The sequence below is a fragment of the Kitasatospora sp. HPM-01-4 genome (assembly GCF_051374625.1).
Lineage (GTDB): Bacteria > Actinomycetota > Actinomycetes > Streptomycetales > Streptomycetaceae > Kitasatospora.
Genome location: NZ_JBPQGP010000005.1, coordinates 8,973,784 through 8,991,067 on the forward strand (window position 1 = coordinate 8,973,784; position 17,284 = coordinate 8,991,067).

At 72.3% G+C, this 17,284-nt stretch carries 14 protein-coding genes; 6 read left to right on the plus strand and 8 right to left on the minus strand.

Features of this window, described 5'->3' with window-relative positions; translation table 11 throughout:
- Positions 1-129: 129 nt before the first annotated feature.
- Positions 130-912, minus strand: coding sequence for an alpha/beta fold hydrolase (locus ACSMTC_RS38630; protein WP_436564430.1), 783 nt, complete (start codon positions 910-912; stop codon positions 130-132).
- A gap of 254 nt (positions 913-1,166) precedes the next feature.
- Between ACSMTC_RS38630 and ACSMTC_RS38635 the strand changes: the two genes are divergently transcribed.
- The 4 genes from ACSMTC_RS38635 (at position 1,167) to ACSMTC_RS38650 (ending at position 5,641) form a co-directional block, all read left to right on the plus strand.
- The gene (locus ACSMTC_RS38635) at positions 1,167-1,823 is read left to right on the plus strand and encodes a GntR family transcriptional regulator (RefSeq protein WP_436564431.1); all 657 of its coding nucleotides are present in this window, start codon (positions 1,167-1,169) and stop codon (positions 1,821-1,823) included.
- Between the two features lie 92 nt (positions 1,824-1,915).
- Positions 1,916-3,211, plus strand: coding sequence for an MFS transporter (locus tag ACSMTC_RS38640; protein WP_436564432.1), 1,296 nt, complete (start codon positions 1,916-1,918; stop codon positions 3,209-3,211).
- Between the two features lie 419 nt (positions 3,212-3,630).
- On the plus strand, positions 3,631-4,008 hold the full coding sequence (locus ACSMTC_RS38645; RefSeq protein WP_436564433.1) for a hypothetical protein: 378 nt from the start codon (positions 3,631-3,633) through the stop codon (positions 4,006-4,008).
- A 457-nt stretch (positions 4,009-4,465) separates the two neighbouring features.
- Positions 4,466-5,641 (plus strand): FUSC family protein, encoded by a 1,176-nt coding sequence (locus tag ACSMTC_RS38650; RefSeq protein ID WP_436564434.1) that lies wholly within the window; start codon positions 4,466-4,468, stop codon positions 5,639-5,641.
- Here the strand turns inward: ACSMTC_RS38650 and ACSMTC_RS38655 are convergent.
- The 7 genes from ACSMTC_RS38655 to ACSMTC_RS38685 form a co-directional block, all read right to left on the minus strand.
- A complete protein-coding gene (locus ACSMTC_RS38655; RefSeq protein WP_436564435.1) occupies positions 5,602-7,137 on the minus strand; it encodes a YncE family protein in 1,536 nt (511 codons plus the stop codon). The two genes, ACSMTC_RS38650 and ACSMTC_RS38655, sit on opposite strands and share 40 nt — an antisense overlap.
- Before the next feature lie 89 nt (positions 7,138-7,226).
- Positions 7,227-8,237 (minus strand): glyoxalase, encoded by a 1,011-nt coding sequence (locus ACSMTC_RS38660; RefSeq protein ID WP_436564436.1) that lies wholly within the window; start codon positions 8,235-8,237, stop codon positions 7,227-7,229.
- Positions 8,238-8,576: 339 nt separating this feature from the next.
- On the minus strand, positions 8,577-9,404 hold the full coding sequence (locus ACSMTC_RS38665; RefSeq protein ID WP_436564437.1) for an MIP/aquaporin family protein: 828 nt from the start codon (positions 9,402-9,404) through the stop codon (positions 8,577-8,579).
- A 56-nt stretch (positions 9,405-9,460) separates the two neighbouring features.
- Complete coding sequence (locus ACSMTC_RS38670) at positions 9,461-11,074, minus strand: MFS transporter (RefSeq protein WP_436564438.1); 1,614 nt, start codon at positions 11,072-11,074, stop codon at positions 9,461-9,463.
- 93 nt (positions 11,075-11,167) lie between these two features.
- Complete coding sequence (locus tag ACSMTC_RS38675) at positions 11,168-11,833, minus strand: hydrolase (RefSeq protein ID WP_436564439.1); 666 nt, start codon at positions 11,831-11,833, stop codon at positions 11,168-11,170.
- Between the two features lie 49 nt (positions 11,834-11,882).
- On the minus strand, positions 11,883-13,787 hold the full coding sequence (locus tag ACSMTC_RS38680; RefSeq protein WP_436564440.1) for an amidohydrolase: 1,905 nt from the start codon (positions 13,785-13,787) through the stop codon (positions 11,883-11,885).
- Positions 13,788-14,310: 523 nt separating this feature from the next.
- A complete protein-coding gene (locus tag ACSMTC_RS38685) occupies positions 14,311-15,765 on the minus strand; it encodes an FAD-dependent monooxygenase (protein WP_436564441.1) in 1,455 nt (484 codons plus the stop codon).
- A gap of 64 nt (positions 15,766-15,829) precedes the next feature.
- Between ACSMTC_RS38685 and ACSMTC_RS38690 the strand changes: the two genes are divergently transcribed.
- Positions 15,830-16,480, plus strand: a complete 651-nt coding sequence (locus ACSMTC_RS38690) for a TetR/AcrR family transcriptional regulator C-terminal domain-containing protein (RefSeq protein WP_436564442.1) — start codon at positions 15,830-15,832, stop codon at positions 16,478-16,480.
- A gap of 148 nt (positions 16,481-16,628) precedes the next feature.
- Positions 16,629-17,276 (plus strand): hypothetical protein, encoded by a 648-nt coding sequence (locus ACSMTC_RS38695; RefSeq protein ID WP_436564443.1) that lies wholly within the window; start codon positions 16,629-16,631, stop codon positions 17,274-17,276.
- Positions 17,277-17,284: the final 8 nt, after the last annotated feature.

The following is a 17,284-nucleotide window of genomic DNA, read 5'->3' on the forward strand; positions in this document are numbered from 1 at the left end:
TGCGCTCACAGCAGCGGGACGGCGATGCGTGCCGGTCCCGGCGCGGTCAGGTACCGGGTACCGGACGGAAAGGATCGGCTCTCGCCCGGATCGGGCGGAGCGTTCCGTGGTTCGCCGGGGCCTGTGGTGTCAGCCCAGGTGTGCGAGGAGTAGTTCGGTGAGGCGCCCGGGAGTGCGCAGTGGCAGGTAGTGGTCGGCGTCCTGGACGGTTTCGTGGCGTGCGTCGGGGATGTCCTCGGCGAGTCGCCGGGCGATCGTGCCGATCTCCGGGTGGTCCCGGTCGCCGTGGACGACCAGTGTCGGCACCTTGATCCGGTCCAGGCGGGAAACGGCATCCTGTTCCGGGTAGAGCGCGAGGGATTCGCAGGCGACCCGTCGTTCGGCGTTCTGGTCCACCATGGCCGTGATCAGTCCGCCGCCGGGGGCCTGGGCACCCATGGCTGCCCAGATGGACAGTTCCAGCTCCGCCAGCCGTGTGGTGTCACGATCGCGGCGTGCCTTCGCGTAGGCCGACAGCTCAGGGCTGTCCGGCCAGGTGTGGCCACTGACCGATGCCCCGATCAGCGCCAGGGCGCTGACCCGCTCGGGGTAGGCCAGCGCGAAGTCCAGTACTGCCTCGCCGCCCATGCTCAGCCCGGCCATCGCGGCGACGTCGAGGCCGAAGTGGTCGAGGACGGCGCGCAGGTCCTCGACGTCCCAGAAGGAGGAGGTCGAGGGTGCCGACCGTCCCAGGCCCCGGGCGTCGTAGCGGATCACCGTGTGATGCCGGGCCAGTTCAGGGAACACGGCGTCCCACAGCCGGCTGTCATGACCGGCGCCGTGCAACAGGACGACAGGAGTGCCGGCGCCGGCCCGCTCGGCCCACAAGTCGCTGCCGCCGGTGACCGGGACGCGGGTCTGATAGGTGTTCAACTGCTCGCTCCTGTCGATATGACGCTTCGGGCCGCCTTCGTCCGATCGTAGTCACGGTCGCTCCGCGCAACCGCCCAGGCCCTCCAGTGCGTTCAGGCCCGGCTTCTGACACGCCGGCACGGCCTTCCAGGTGCTCCCGGTCCTCGCCGACACCCTCCCCGTTATGGCAGGCCCGTCCTGCCTGGTCTGCGTGGTCCGCCGGGTCGCGAGGGCTCATGTATCTAAGCTTGTATCTATGGTGTTACGGTTGATCCATGGCCGACACCCCGCCCCCCGCCCGGATCCCGGCAGCGGACCGCGCGTACGAGCTGACCAAAGACCTCATCCTCAGCGGCCGGCTCCCCGGCGGAAGTCTGATCAGCGAAGGTGAGATCGCCGAGCGCACCTCGCTCAGTCGCACCCCGGTCCGTGAGGCCTTCCTGCGGCTGCAGGCCGAGGGACTGCTCCAGCTCTTCCCCAAGCGCGGGGCCGTCGTCGTACCGGTGGGGCCGGGAGAGGCCGAGGACGTCCTGGAACTGCGCGAGGCGCTCGAAAGCACCGCCGTACGCCGGATCACCCGCCGCGCGGAGCCCCTCACCGAGCTGCTGCGGCGCCTGTCCGAACTGATCGACCTCCAGCGCGAGCCCGCCCTCCGGGCCGACGTCGCGGCCTTCGCGGAAGCGGACGAGGCGTTCCACCGGGGCATCGTGACGGCCTCCGGCAACGCGCTCGCCGAACGGTTCTACGAAACGCTGCGCGACCGTCAGCGCCGCATGGCCGTGCAGCTGCTCCAGGTGCAGCCGGAGCGACTGGCCTCGCTGGTCGACGAACACACCGCGCTCGTGGAGCGCATCGCGGCCCGCGACGCCGAGGGATTCACCGGGGCCCTGCGAGCACACCTGGACGCCCACCGCACCGTGACCGGCCACTGATCCTTCCGCGACCCCCTCCGAAGCCGTCACCGACCCGCGTGAACACCCCGACGGACCGCCGGGACCACCATCCGACAAGGAGCAGCACCACCATGAGCACCACCCGGCGGCCGTCCGCCCGTCCTGCCGCGCCATCCGGCAGGGGGAGGCCGTGGCTGCCGGCGGCCGTCGCCATGCTCTGCTGCGGGTGGGGCGGCAACCAGTTCACCCCGCTGCTGCTGATGTACCGACACCTGGGCGGTTACTCGGAAGTCACCGTCGACGCCTTCCTGGCGGCCTACGTCCTCGGGCTCGTCCCCGGACTGCTGGTGGGCGGGGCGGCCTCGGACCGCTACGGTCGCCGTCCGCTGATGATCGCCGCAGTGGTGGCCTCGCTCGCCGCCAGTGGTGTCCTGTGCGGAGGGACCGTCGGCGAACTGCCCATCTACCTCGGACGCCTCCTCGCCGGCATAGCCGTCGGCATCGCGATGGCGGTCGGCACGAGCTGGGTGAAGGAGCTCTCCCAGGCCCCGTACGACCCGGCCGCCGACGCCGGTGCCGGGGCGCGGCGCGCCTCCCTCGCGCTGACCCTCGGCTTCGGTCTCGGCGCAGGTGCGGCCGGCACGCTCGCCCAGTGGGGCCCCTGGCCCATGGTCACCCCGTACCTCGCCCACATCCTGGTCACCGCACCCGCCCTGTTGCTGCTGCCGAGGGCCGTGGAGACACGCGCCCGCACCGTCGCCGTCCAGAGCCTGTGGGCGGACCTCAAGGTTCCCGCGGCCGGGCACCGCCGCTTCCTGCGCGTGATCCTCCCGATGGCTCCGTGGGTGTTCGGCTCGGCCGGCGTGGCCTACGCCGTGACCCCCCAGCTGGTCGGCGACCGGCTCGGCCACTGGTCCCTGGCCTACGCCACCTTGCTGACCGTCCTCACGCTCGGCACCGGTGCGCTGGTCCAGCCGTTCGCCAAGCGCCTGGACTCCCTCTCCTCGGCGCGCGGCGTCATCGTCTCCATGGTCCTGATGGCCTGCGGCATGGCCGTCTGCGTCGGCGACGCGGCCGTCCGCTCGCCGCTGCTCGGACTCGGCGGCGCGGTCTTCCTCGGAGCCGCCTACGGGATAGGGGTCGTCTCCGGCCTGATGGAGATCCAGCGCATGGTCACCCCGGACGACCTGGCCGGCATCACCGGTGTCTACTACGCCCTGTGCTACTCGGGATTCCTGCTGCCCGCCATCCTGGCGGCGCTCTCCTCGCTGGCCTCCTACACCGTGATGCTCACCGCCGTGACCGCCCTCGCACTCGCCAGCCTCGCCGTGATCTCCTTCTCCTCGCGCCGGACCGCTCCCGTCCTCGACACGGCCGCCGAACCGCGCACCGTCGAGGCGTCCGCCGCGTCCCGGGTCCCGGTGTAGCGCTGGTAGGCCGGTGGCGGGGAGGCCGGCTGCGACATCCATCAACCTCCCTTTGCCTCACGGTGGTTGATCAGCTGAGAGGACGAGGACTCGGGGTTGCCGACGCCGCGTCGGCCGGGAGGCGGGCCCGCGCACAGCCGGGAGAGCTCCCGGCTGTGCGCGTCCGTGGCTCCCGTCGTGATGGGCCTGCCTGCCGGTGCCACGCCTGTCGGGGGCGCCTTCATGGGTGCCGCGGGTGACGCGACTGCCCCGCCCGTTATTCCCCCGTCCGCCTTCTCGGTCGGCATGACATACCCCACAGATCAAGATGTACAACGTTCAACATATTTGCGGGTAGCGTCGATCTCGCTCCACCACAGTGGGGCGCCGTCCGGAGCCATCGATCTCCACGGCTCCGGGCCGATCAAGGAGGAAAGATCATGAATCAGTCCCTCGGACGACGGGCCGCCACCGCGGCCGGTCTGCTCGCCGCGACGCTCGGCGCGCTCCTGCTCGCGGGCGGTAGCGCCTCGGCCGCACAGGCCCCGGCCGCCCACCACGGCGCGGCCGTCTCCCCCTCCCCGGTCGCCTTCCAGGTCCGAGACCACCAGGGCGACCGCTACGACTGGTACAGCGACGGGTACGCCGGCCGCTACGACGGCTACCGCCTCTGGGAGCGCCAGGGCAGCTACTGGTACTCCAACGACCACGACCGGCGGTACCGCTACGACGGCCACCAGTTCTACCTCTGGGACAACGGCTGGCGGATCGTCGAGACCATCGACGTCTACGGGTTCAACCCGCACATCTTCCGCTGACCGGTGACGGCTCGGGGCGGGAACGCGCGGCAGCCGGCACACCGCGCGGCCCCGAGCCGCTCCGCTCACGCCGCAGCCTGGCCGGACATCGGCGTCCGGTCGGGCTGCGGCGCCCACGGCACGCGCACCCGCCATCACAGCGCCGCAACCGGTACAGAGGGTCACGGCGTGAACGGCTGCGCAGATCAAACGGAGTGGCCGGAGCCGCGCCTGTCGACCGGCGCCCGCCGGCCGGCAAGCCGACGGATACGACCTGGGCGCCGGGCTGTCGCGCCGGCCGCCGGGCAGCGACCGAGATCCCGCCCCGGGGCCAAGGACGCTTCCGTGCGGCGGCCTCGCTCGATCCCGGTACGGGTCACACCGCCGCAGCGGGCGGAGCAGTAGACGAAGCAGGAGCAGAGACGTGAGAGCCCCGGCCTTCGTGCCACATCAGACCGCCACCCCCCGGTGGCGGAACGTGCCGAGCCGTGCCCTGCGGCTGCCGCGCGCCTGGCGGCCGTCACTCCCGGGACAGCCGCCCACCGCCCTCACCCGCAGCGTGAAGGGGCTCGTCGCGGCCCTGTTCGCCTGGCAGGCCGCCTCGTGGTGGCTCCCCGGACAGCAGCAGTACCTCGCCGTGGCAACCGCCCTGGCCATGGTCAACGCCCCGACCATCTACCGATCGGTGACGCAGGCGCTGCGCAGCGTAGCCGCCAGGACCGCAGGCCTGTCGCTGGCGGTGTTCGTCATCTGGCTGCTCGGCCCGGCCGCGGGAAGCGTCGCCGCGATCCCCGCGATCGCGCTGGTCGCCGGCGGCCGTCCGGGCTCCGAAAGCCGCCTGCAGATCGCCTCGACAGCGGTGCTCACCCTGGCGGCGGCGACAGCCGTCCCCGTGGGCCACGTCGTCACACTGACCCTGGCAACCCTGACCGGAGCGGTCACGGGAATCGCGGTCAACGCCCTCATCCTCCCGCCGCTGCACCTCGACGCCTCCGACACCTCGGTACGCGAACTCGCCACGGCCATGGGGGAACTGCTCGGCGACATGGGCCGCGGACTGCGCGAGCGCCGGCACACCGACCGCGCCCACCTGTGGCTGGAGCAGGGCAGACACCTCGACGACCTGGTGGCCCAGGCGCAGGAGGACGTACGCCAGGGCCAGGAGAGCCTGCGCTGGAACACGCGGTGCTTCATCCACGGACAACGGAATCCGTCGGCCCACGGCGAGGTGCTGCGCGCCCTGCACCGGGTCTCCTTCCAGGTCCGGGGCATCGCACGGACACTGGCCGACAGCGTCGACGGCCGGTACGCCGGTCACGGCCTGAGCCGGCTCTTCCTCGACCGGTACGCGGCGACCCTGGAAGCGGCCGGAGACGCGATGAACTCGTTCGCCGCCCCCGGGCGGACCATCGGCTCCGACCCGGACAACGTGTGCGGGCCGCTGCGTCATGCGATCGACGACGCCACGACCTGGCACAGGACGATGACCGACGAGATCAGGCGCGGCACGCTGGCCGAACCGGGTGCCTGGCACGTCTACGGATCGCTGATGACCGACATCGAACGACTGCTCTTCGACCTGGAGCGCACCAACCCGCCAGGGCGGGGTGCCGGTCAGTGTGGAGCGCCCGGCTTGAGGACGACGGAGCCGTAGTGGTTGGCGAAGAAGTAGGAGTACGAGAACCCCTCGTCGATGTCGCCCGACTGGTTGCTCGTCATGGACATCAGCGCCGTCATGCGGGTGCCGTCGCCGGCGTAGGCGGTGAACAGCTGGTTGGGCGGCAGCCCCGTCGCACCGATGTCGACTTCATCGATGCCGGGCAGCGCCCGGATCAGCGCCGTACCGCTGCCGGAGGTGCCGTGGACCTCCAGGGGCAGGTTCCGCGTACGCATGCCCAGACCCTGCCGGCCCAGGTTCCGGGTCGTGGTGGCCGGAGCGCCGCGCGCCACGTACACCAGCGCCATCGGCGACTGGCCGATGTGAAGGGTCGTGATGACGGACATGGTCCTGGTGTCGATGACGTCGACCGCGTCGGAGTTCTGCAGGGCGACGTAGACCCTGGTGTTGTCGGGGCTCGGCCAGATGCCGTGGGATCCGTGACCGTTGTCGTGGATGGTCTTCACGAGTGCCGGCGCCCTCCCGTCACGCGACCGGCGGTAGACCAGGGTCTCGTTCAGCCCGCCCACGGTCTGGTAGGCGTAGTCGACCCCGCCGACCGTGACGAAGTTGGGGTGGTTGGTGCGCGGCCCGGTGCGCAGGACCGCCTCCACCCGGTAGGTGCCGGTGTTGAGCACGGCGGTGGTCCGGCCGTTGGTGGGCATACCCAGCCAGATCTCCCTGCCGTCGGGTGAGATCGCCTCGTCGGACGAGCCCCCGGCCTCCTCGGGGATGGGCACCCGCCTGACGATCCGCCGGGAAGCCACGTCGATCACGTCCAGCACCTGGGCGCGCAGGTGGTTGACGTAGGCGAGCCTGCCGTCCGGGCTGAAGACCACCTTCGACGGCGCGTCCTCGGTGTGGATCCGGTCGACCTCCCGGCCGGCCTGCCAGTCGATCACCGAGACGTAGTCCTCACCGCGGACCGCCACCCACAACCGGGTGCCGTCGGGGGAGAAGAACCCCTCGTGCGGCGCCCGGCCCACGTAGACGGTGCGCGCCACCTGGTTGGTGGCGGTGTCGATGACGTGCACGGCGTTGGTGGTCACGTCGATGACGTCCAGCCACCTGCCGTCCCGGGAGAAGCCCAGGCCGTGCACGTTGATCTCGCCGTCGTACATGGCCCCCAGCACATCCGCGCCGGGGGCCATCCGCGGCTGGCCGAGGGCGATGGTGCCCAGCACCGTGTTGGTCGCGGGATCGATGACGCTGACCGTGTTGGAGTCCTGATCGGCGGTGTACACCCGGTCGTTGCCCGAGATCGGCTGTGCTCCGGGAAGCGCCGGGGCCTGGAGCAACGTGCCTCGCACCGGATCGGAGGACGGAGCCGCCCGCTGCATCGGCGAGGGGCCGGGGACCGCGCCGACACCGGGCCTCGACGTCGCCACCGGACCCACTCCCGCCTCCCGCGTCGAGGCCGGCGAGCAGCCGGTGGCCGACGTCAGGATGTTCGCGGTCACGAACATCAGGACCAAGCCGAGTCTTGCGCGCAAGGTGCCCTCCTGGACTGGGGGAAGCGTACGGAGAGCGACGCCGTCGTCCGCGGGCCCGGTGGCCTTCCAGGGCGGTCGCTCGGGGCCCGCTACTTGTGGGGCTGTCGGGTTCTGCCGGAATCCCCGTTCGGGGACGGCAGGTTCTTCCCGGCCGCGCCGTGGGCCGCGCCGCGGCCGGCGGTGTCGTGGATCTCCGCGATGTAGCCGCCGGGGAACTCGACGATGGCGCTGTCGCGGTCGGTGGAGGAGTGCGGGCCCCACAGCACCTTCGCTCCCGCGGCCTTGGCCCTGTCGAGGTTCTCGCCGAGGCGCGCCACCCGGTATCCGGTGACCTCCCGTCCGAACGGGTAGGGCAGGTGGCCGTCGGTCACGGTGATGAGCGTGTCGCCGAACTCGGAGGAGGTCCTGATACGGCGGTAGGTGCCCCCGGGCATACCGATGCCGGCGGCGTCGGCGTGTGCGTCGTCGGAGGTGACGGTGCCGCCGGTGAACTTCAGGTAGGCGCACAGGAACGCGTCGAGGGTGTCGTTCGGGAGGTAGACCCTGTTCTCCGGCACGGTCGTCAGGGGCGGGTAGGACGGCGGGGTGGTGTGCCAGTAGATCTGGGTGTTGACGCCACCGGGGAACTGGATGACGGCGTCGCGGCCGATCGGGTCGGGGAACGGCGCGACGAGCAGGGACGCGCCGCTGTCCTTGGCCCTCTGGACGCCCTTGTCGAAGTCCTTCATGAGCCAGCCGGTGCGCTCCGTCCCGAACGGGTACGGGAGCGGGGTCTGGAAGTCGAACACCGACAGTGTGCCGACCGGTGAGAAGACGAGTTCCGACTCGGTCCGGCTGGGTGTGGGCGTGACGGTGGTGGTCGAGACGGCCGTGCTGGAACCGCCGAAGGTCGCCTTCCAACTCGCGCTGAAGGCAGGGACCTTGCCGTGTTCGACGTAGACATGGGTGGTGTCGTACTGGGGTCCGACGGCGAGGCGGGAGGCGGCGGGCCGCGGGCCGCACCCACTGAGCGGGACGTGCGCCGAGGAGGAGGCGGGAGTGGGGAGCACGGTGGCGGCCACCGTCGCGGGAACCAGGAACGCGATGACGCGGTACCTCATGGGAAGACACCCCTTCGAGTCGGGAGCCCAGCTCAGTGGTGCTGCACCCGGAGTTCGGCGGTGGCCGTGACAGAGGAAGACGGTGATCGGTCGCAGGGGAACCGCCCTCCGGCGGGCCGCCGCCCGTTCCGTTCCGTGAACCGCGCGGCTTCGATCACACATCTGGAGGCTAGATCAGCTCCCGACGGGCCGCGCATCCGTCGCGCAACCCCCGCGCCGGCGGCTCGCCCCGGGCGGACATCCCGGCTAGGAAGGGCTCAGCCGACGGCGGACACCACGGGAACCGTGCCCGGAACCGGCCCGCGGCGGCAGCGGTGGCGCCCCGCGCGCAGGCCGCCGTCACCCTTGCGGGCGCGGGCCGTCGGGGTGATCGCCGCACAGCCGGTGGGTCAGTACGGCGCGGCACCTCCTGTTCAGGAGCCAGGCCGCGATCACGGAACCCACCAGGGGTGCGAGGAGGTAGACCCACAGGAAGCCGAGCTGTCCGGAGACCACCGCGGGGCCGAACTGGCGCGCCGGGTTGACCGACCCGCCGGTGGTGGTGCCCAGCAGGGCGATGGCGGCCCCGATCAGGAACCCGACCAGCCAGGGAACGAGTGGCAAGAGCCTGGGAACCTGCAGGAAGTACCCGACGAGGTAGACGATGACGCCCATGGCGACGGTCTCCGCGACCGCCAGCTCGGCGGCCGACCAGCCCGGCCCGGGCTGCAACGCCGCGTCGACCACCGGAGGATCCTGAACCGCCCGTCCCCACACGGCGCGCGCCGCCAGCACCCCGAGCACCGACCCGAGCAGCTGCGCCACCGCGTAGGGGACGACGGCCGTGAGGGGGAACACACCGAAGCGCCACATGGCAAGCGAGATCGCGGGGTTGATGTGCCCTCCTGAGATCCGCCCCGGCCGGCTCAGGATCAGGCCGGTCAGCAGGAGGCCCACGCACACCCCGACGATCAGCAGCTGCAGATGGATCTGAGGGACGGCACGGGAGACGGGCGAGGGCCCCACGACCCAGCGCACGATCGTGGCGACTCCGAAGAGCAGCACGAGCGTCAGGAGGCCTTCCAGGGCGCTGTTTCTGGCGATCGTCGCGATCGTCGCCGTCGACGCGGCGGCGGCGGGGGCTGCGGAGGGCGCCTGGGGACCGGGTTGTGAGGGCTCGGGAGGCATGAACGGATCCTTCGTGGACGGGGCATGGCGAGCCGGAAGCGGCGCCCGGGCCGTCTTCAGGTACGGGTGCGGGCCCGTGCGGGGAGGTAGTGGGAGACCCGGAAGGTGTGTGCGGGCTCCAGCAGGGAGCGTGCCAGTTCCTCCTGTTCGTGGTCGTAGGCGGTGAGTCGCCCGCCGTGCTGGCGCAGGTGCTCGTCCCAGGAGGAGACGAGGAAGGTCTCCAGGTACCGGTCGGGGTCGGCGCCGTCGCGGTAGAGGTTCCAGTCCAGCGCGCCCGTGCGCAGGCGGGAGCGGCCGACGGGGCCCATGGCCTGGACGAAGGCGTCGGCGCGGTCGGCGGGGACGCGGTACTCGATGGTGACGAGAACGGGGCCCTCGGCCTCGGTGGGTTCCAGCACCATGGTGGGCGTCGCCCAGTGCAGTGACGGGGACCGGTCGAGGGTGGAGTCGGGTACCACCAGGCGCCATCCGACCAGTGAGCCGGCCGCCAGGACGACCGCGGAGACCAGCAGGGCCGCCTCCAGACCGACCATGTCGGCGATGGCACCCCAGACGGCGGAGCCGATGGCCATCGCGCCCTGGAAGGCGGTCAGATAGACGGCCAGGGCGCGGGCACGGACCCATTCCGGCGCGGTGACCTGCATCTGCGCGTTGAGTGTGGACAGGACACCGACCCAGGCGACACCGGCGAACAGCAGGACCACCCCGGCGGCCCAGGGCGTGCGCACCAGGGCGAGCAGGGCCAGGGCGGCGGCGAACAGCAGGCCACCGCCCGCGAGCGCGGTGTTGCTGGACCAGCGGCTGCGGACCTTCGGCAGGAACACCGCGCCCAGTACGGCCCCGACCCCGATCGCGCCGAGCAGCAGGCCGTAGCCGCCGGCGCCCAGGCCCAGCAACTGCCGGGCGGCGACCGGCAGTAGCGCCCACAGGGAGGCTGCTGCCGGGACGAACAGCAGCGTGCGGGCCAGCACCCGGCGGATACGGGGGGCGTTGCGTACGTAGCGGTAGCCCGCGTGCAGCGCCGGGACCATCTGCTCGGCGGGCATCGCCCGCGTCGCGGTGCGCCGGTGCCAGGCGGCCAGCGCGCCGATGGTGGCCAGGAAGGTGAGTGCGTTGACGGCGAAGACGGCGCCGGGGCCCAGCACGGCGACCACCAGGCCGCCGAGGGCCGGTCCGACGGCCCTGGCGAGGTTCATGTTGACGCCGCTGAGGGTGGCGGCGGCCGGGATCTGGGCGCGGGGCACCAGTTCGGGCTGGATGGCCTGCCAGGCGGGGTTCATCAGCGCGGTACCGCAGCCGAGCAGGAAGGTCAGCGACAGTACGCCGTAGGGGTTGATGTGGCCCAGGACGGTCAGGGCGGCGAGCAGCGCGGCGGCGGAGAGCATCATGACCTGGGCCCAGAGCAGCAGCCGGCGCCGGTCGACGATGTCGGCCAGGGCTCCGGCGGGGATGCCCAGCAGGAGGATCGGCAGGCTGGCCGCGGTCTGCACCAGGGCGACCAGCCCGGCGGATCCGGACTGCTGGGTGATCAGCCACTGGGCGCCGACCGTCTGCATCCACCCGCCGATGTTGGACACGAACTGCGCCAGCCACAGGGCGCGGAACACTGGCAGGGCCAGCGGCTGCCAGGTCGACCCGGTGGCCGTGCCGCCGGCTGTCGGTGCGTTCATACGGCCCGATCCCTTCTGGTGCGTTCCCGCCGGTGCGTCCGGGCACGGACAAAGGGGCCCGTCGCAACGGGCCCCCGGATCCTGCGAACGCGGTCACCTGACGGCGGCCGGTTCCTGGAACATCGAGTGTGCGTAGACCACGCCCTGCCCGTAGGCTCCGGCGTGCTGCTGCACGATGTCCATCACGGCCTCGTAGGTTTCGGTGCGGCTCCAGTCGCGCTGCCATTCGAGCAGGGTGGTCAGCCAGGTCGTCGGCACGATGCCGTGCTGCGTCATGCGCCGGATGGCGTTCTCATGGGCCGCCACGGAGACGCCGCCGCAGGCGTCGGTGGCGACGTAGACCTGGTAGCCCTGCTCGGTGGCGGACAGGGAGGCGAGCGCGATGCACACCTCGGTCCACAGGCCCGCCATCACGATCTTGGGACGGCCGGTGGCCTTGACGGCGTCGACCACTCTGGGGTCCTCCCAGCAGTTCATCGTGGTCCGGTCGATGGGCTTCTGGTCGGGGAAGGCGTCGGCGAGCGGGGCGAGCAGTGGACCGGAGAAGGTCTTTGCCGCGACGGTGGTCAGGACGACCGGGACGTCGAAGGCCTTGGCGGCCTTGGCCAGGCCCACAGCGGCGTTGATGATCTCACCGCGGTCGGCGCTGGTGGTGCCGAAGAACATCTGCGGCTGATGGTCCACCAGCACGAGGACGCTGTTCTGCGGGGTGAGGAGTGAGGAAGCGGGATCGGCCTTGGCGTTCCGGACATCGGCCATGGTGCAGCACCTCTCAACTGACGGTCCAAACAAGGAGGCTGACGATCGATCAGGAAATGAAGCAGGGGTCGGAGATGTCGGAGGTCCGCGAACCGTCGGCGGCACAGCCGCGGGCGAGGCGCCACTGGCGGTGCTCCTCGGACTGCGCGGCGGCCTCCACCACCGCCTGGGCCTGGCGCACTCCCGAGGGTGTGCTCGGCGGTGGGGTGCGGTGGTAGCCGCCGAAGTGGGCGACGGGGCTCCAGTCGGGGTGGACGTCGGGCGGGGGTGCGGCGAGGCCCTCGAACTCGCCGGCGGCGTACACGATCCGCCCGCCGACGACGGTCAGCAGCGACTCGATGTGGGAGATGTCGCCGGCGGGGACGGAGAAGAAGTCCTCGGAGAGCACCGCGAGGTCGCCGTAGTGGCCCTCCTTGAGCAGTCCCTTGATGTCACCCTCTCCGGTGAGCGCGGCGCCGGCCGCGGTGTACAGGCGCAGTGCCGTCGCGCGGTCGAGCCGGTTGTCCGGCGAGGCCAGCGGCCGGCCGCCGATGGTGCGCCCTCGCACCAACCACTCCAGGGACAGCCAGGGGTTGTAGCTGGAGACCCGGGTGGCGTCGGTGCCGGCGGCGACGAGGAGCCCGCGGTCCAGGGCCCGGCGGATGGGTGGGGCCTCGGCGGCCCGGGCGGCTCCGTAGCGGTCGAGGAAGGCGCTGCCCTGGAACATCATCCTGTTCTGGACGGACAGGGCTCCGCCCATCCGCGCGATGCGGTCCAGGCTGGCCTCGGAGACCGTCTCGGCGTGGTCGAAGAACCACGGGACGCCGCGGGGGAAGCCGCCGTCGGCGGCCACCTTGTCGAAGACGTCCAGATCGGCGCGGATGGTCTCCTCGTAGGTGGCGTGCAGGCGGAAGCCCCAGCCGTTGTCGAGCAGCAGGCGGACGGCGGCCTCCAGTTCGCCGTCGGCCCGCTGCGGGCGCAGCGGCCTCGGCTCGGTGAAGTTCTCGTAGTCCGAGGGGGACCAGACCAGGGTCTCGCCGGCGCCGTTCAGCCGCAGCCACTGGTCCCCGTCGCCCGGGTGGGACGTGGTCGTCCACCGCCGCAGGTCGTCCAGCTCCTGGCCCGGGGTCTGCGGGAACAGGTGGTAGGCGATGCGCAGGGTCAGCAGCCCCTGCTCGGCGAGCCGCATCACCGTCGCGTAGTTCTCGGGGAAGTTCTGGAAGCCGCCGCCCGCGTCGATGGCGCTGGTGAGGCCGAACCGGTTGAGCTCGTGCAGGAAGTGGCGGGTGGAGCCGAGCTGGTCCTCGGGGGCCAGCGTGGGGCCCTTGGCCAGTGTGGCGTACAGCAGGCCGGCGGCGGGGGCGGCCAGCAGCACACCGGTGGGTTCTCCCGCGTGGTCGCGGACGATCTGGCCGCCCGGGGGCGCCACGCTGTCCCTGGTGAAGCCGACCGCCCGCAGCGCCGCCCGGTTGAGCAGAGCCGACTGGTACAGGTGCAGGACGAAGACGGGCGTGTCCGGCGCGGCAGCGTTCAGCTCGGAGACCGTGGGCAGGCGGCGTTCGGCGAACTGCTCGCCGGTCCAGCCGCCCACCACCCGTACCCACTCGCCCGGTGGCGTGCGCTCGGCCTGCTCGTGCAGCATCCACAGGGCGGCGCGCAGCGAGGGGACCCCGTCCCAGCGCAGTTCCAGCAGGTAGTTCAGGCCGCCGCGGATGACGTGCAGATGGGAGTCGTTGAGCCCGGGGACGACCCGCCGGTTGAGCGCGTCGACCACCCGGGTACCGGGCCCCACGAAGGGCGCGGTGTCACGGTCGTCGCCGACCGCGGTGATGCGTCCGCCCCGAACGGCCAGGGCCGAGGCGGCGGGCCGGGCCGGGTCCCCGGTGTGGATACGGCCGTTGCGGATGACCAGGTCGGCCGCGTCGCGGGCCTCGGGGTCGGCAGTGATGCCATCGACCGGCATGATGTTGGTCATGTGCACTCCAGCGATGAGACGGTGGCGGGCACAAGGGCTGCCGCCTCGGCCGGTACACCGAGTGGAGGAGGCCGACCGGCGGCTGGCAGCCGCCGACCGGCACCGACCGCGCCAGACGGCCGACAACCCGAGCGGGGAAACGCTCACACGGACTGCGGTCAGCCCCGGGGCCGCCGGGGCGTGAACGGCCGGCACCGCCGCAGGGGCCCCTGTCAGGGCTCGGGGGTCGAGAGGAGAATCCCTTCCGACCCCGCGAACCGACAGGCGGCGAGGAACACATGTCCCTCTATGTGAGACTAGCCGGGGCCCGGGGAAAGGCCACTCGAGAGCATGCCTCGCCCCCGCCGGGCACCCGTCCACGGGCACCGCGCGAGGAGTCGGTGCGCCGACGCGCTCGATGCGCTCCGTGAACCGGGCTCGGGCTCGTAGAGCCCCTGGGGGAAGCCGCGCGGGGTGGTCGGTTTCGGCGGGTACGCCCGTGGCCCGGCCCCGACTCCAGGCGGTCCGGCTGCCCGCCGGGGTGTCAGGGGCGCAGGGCCCCGTGGCGGGCCGCGTACGCGGCCAAGCCGTCGGCCGTGGTGCCGGCCCAGCCCACGTACCCGTCCGGGCGGATCAGGAACAGGCCGGTGCCGTATGCCTCGTAGGCCGGGATGCGGACCACCGGGCAGGCGGTGCCCGGGAGTTCGGCGTCGGTGCCGACCGCCAGCAGGGTCCAGTGCGGGCCGCGGAAGGCGTCGAAGAGCCGCACGCCGCCCCGGCGGCCGTCCGGTGCGCGGTCCCCGGCCCGCAGGGCGCCCTCCGGCAGGTCCGGGCGGGTCTCCGCCGACAGCGACGACTCCCGGTAGCCGAGGCCGAGTTGCTGGGTCGCCCGGCCGCGGCGGACCTCGCCGTGGTGGACCCGGGTCGACAGGTCCAGCATGGCCGCGGCGTTGGGGCGGCGCTCCTCCTCGTAGGTGTCGAGCAGCTGCTCGGGGGCGGTGCCGCCGAGCACGGCGCCCAGCTTCCAGCCCAGGTTGTAGGCGTCCTGGATGCTGGTGTTGAGGCCCTGGGCGCCGGCGGGGGAGTGCACGTGCGCGGCGTCGCCGGCGAGGAAGACCCGGCCCGCGCGGAAGCGGTCCGCCAGGGCCGCCCGGGGCTGGAACCCGGAGGCCCACCGCACGGCGGCCACCTGCTCGGCGCGCAGGTGCGAGCGGGCGGTGACCGTCCTGCGGATGCCCTCCAGGGTGGGGTCGGCCGCCGTGCCCCGCGGGTACCGTGCGACGAGCTGGAACTCGTCGGTGCCGGGCAGCGGGCACAGGGCCAGCAGGCCGCCGATCGGCCCGCCACCGCCCGTCCCGTCGTCGGGGAAGACGTGCCAGTGGTCGCGGTCGAGACCACTCACCCGCACGTCCGCGACCAGCATCGGGTCCGGGTCCACCGTGTCCCCGGTCATCCCGATGCCCAGCAGCCGGCGGAGCGTCGAGCGGCCGCCGTCGGCGGCGACCGCGTACCGCGCCCGCACGGGGCCGCCGGCGGTGAACTCGGCGGTGACGCCGTCCTCGTCCTGGGTCAGGCCCACCAGCTCGCGGCCGAAGGCGACGGAGCCGCCGAGGGCGCGCAGCCGCTTGTGCAGCACCTGCTGGGTGCGCCACTGCGGCAGCATCAGCGTCTCGGTGTACGGCTCGGACTCCGAGGGTTCGGTCGGGTCGTACATGCGGCGCTCGCCCTGTGGCTCGCCGTCGCGCCAGAACAGGTTCGGCGGGTAGTGTCCGGCGCTCGCGCGGACCTCGGCCAGCACGCCGAGGTCGTCCAGGACCTCCAGGGTGCGGGGTTGCAGGCCCTTGCCGCGCGAGCCGGGGAACAGCGCCGGGCCGCGCTCGACGAGCAGCGCGGCCACACCGCGCCGGGCGAGGTCGACCGCGAGGGCGAGACCGGTGGGGCCGGCGCCGACGATCAGGACGTCGGTGTGCGAAGCGGTTGTCCGGGAGGTCACGAGCATCTCCTTAACGCTGTTAAGTAGCCGGTGTCCGAAGCCTGCACTTAACGGCGTTAAGCTGTCAACCGTGACCCCGCAGCGAACCCCCAAACTCGACCGCCGCCTCGTCGTCGACACCGCGCTCCGGCTCCTGAACGACGTCGGCCTGGACGGCCTCACCCTCCGCGCGATCGCCGCCGAACTGGACGTCAAGGCACCCGCGCTGTACTGGCACTTCAAGGACAAGCAGGCGCTGCTCGACGAGATGGCGACCGAGATGATGCGCCGTATGACCGCAGACCCCGCGCACATCCCGGCGGCGGGGGAGTGGCGGCAGACCTACCTCGCGACCATGCGCGGCCTGCGGACGGAACTGCTGCGCTACCGCGACGGCGCCAAGGTCTACAGCGGCGCGCGCTTCACCGACACCAGCTACGCGGCCGGCCTGGAAGCCTCCCTGCGCCTGCTCACCGAGGCCGGCTTCACCCCCCGGGCCGCGGCCCGGGCCTGGTACACCGGCTACAGCTACACGATCGGCTACACCATCGAGGAGCAGGCCATGGGCCCCAACCCCTTCGCCGGTGACGACGGCTACGACCTGGACGCCCGCGCCCAGCGCCTGGCCGCCCACCCCCTGGCCGCCGAAGCCGGGCGGGTGATGTTCCACGACTTCGACCAGGGCTACGAACAGGGCCTGGCCGCCGTCCTCGCCGGCATCGAGGCCACCCTGCTCGCCTGACCGCGCCCGAGCCCGGTTCCCGGGCATCCCGCCTCCGCCCTTCCTTCGGGTGGTTTACCCGCCCGATCCGCAGTGCCGGTGACCGGGCGGGCGGACGATCCGTCCGGGGCCGTGTCCCGCGGCCCGAGGAAGGGATGGGTGCACGTCGATGAGCGCTACGCGACGAGGAGTTCTGGGCGCGGCCCTGACGGCTCCGCTGCTGGCACAGTTCACCGGTACGGCCTCCGGCACCACCGCGGCCGGAACGCTGGGTACGGTCTCCGACGGCTGGGTGGAGGTCCGCTGGACCCCGAGGGCCCAGGAGCAGCTGGACCGGTTCCAGGCGGTGGTGGAGGCGGTGGCCCCGGCGCGGTTGGTGACGGACGCCCGGGGTACGGCGATCCGGTTCCCGGTACGGTCCGGTGCGGGTGATCCGTCGCCGGCGAAGCCGTCGAAGGCCCACGGCAACGGCCGGCTGGACGGCGGGATCGCGGTCAGCACGCCGAACGGCGACGTCCGGGTGACCGAGCTGGAGGGCGTCCTCCAGGACGGGCTGGCGTTCGGCAGGTGCGCGGTCAACGGCGTTGACATCGGGCACCGTTCGGTCTTCCGGCCCGGTGCGGACGAGGGCCTGCTGACGACGGAGAGCGTAGCGCTGGGCAGGCCGATGAAGGTCCGCCTCGCCGAGGTGCCGCTGCGCCCGACACCGGAGTTGGTGGAGACGTTCACCAACACCTTCGGCGGGCCCGCGTTCACGGTCGACACGGTGCTGGCGTATGTGACCGCCGAGGGTGTGTACACCCCGCCGACGTCGTGAGTGACGTG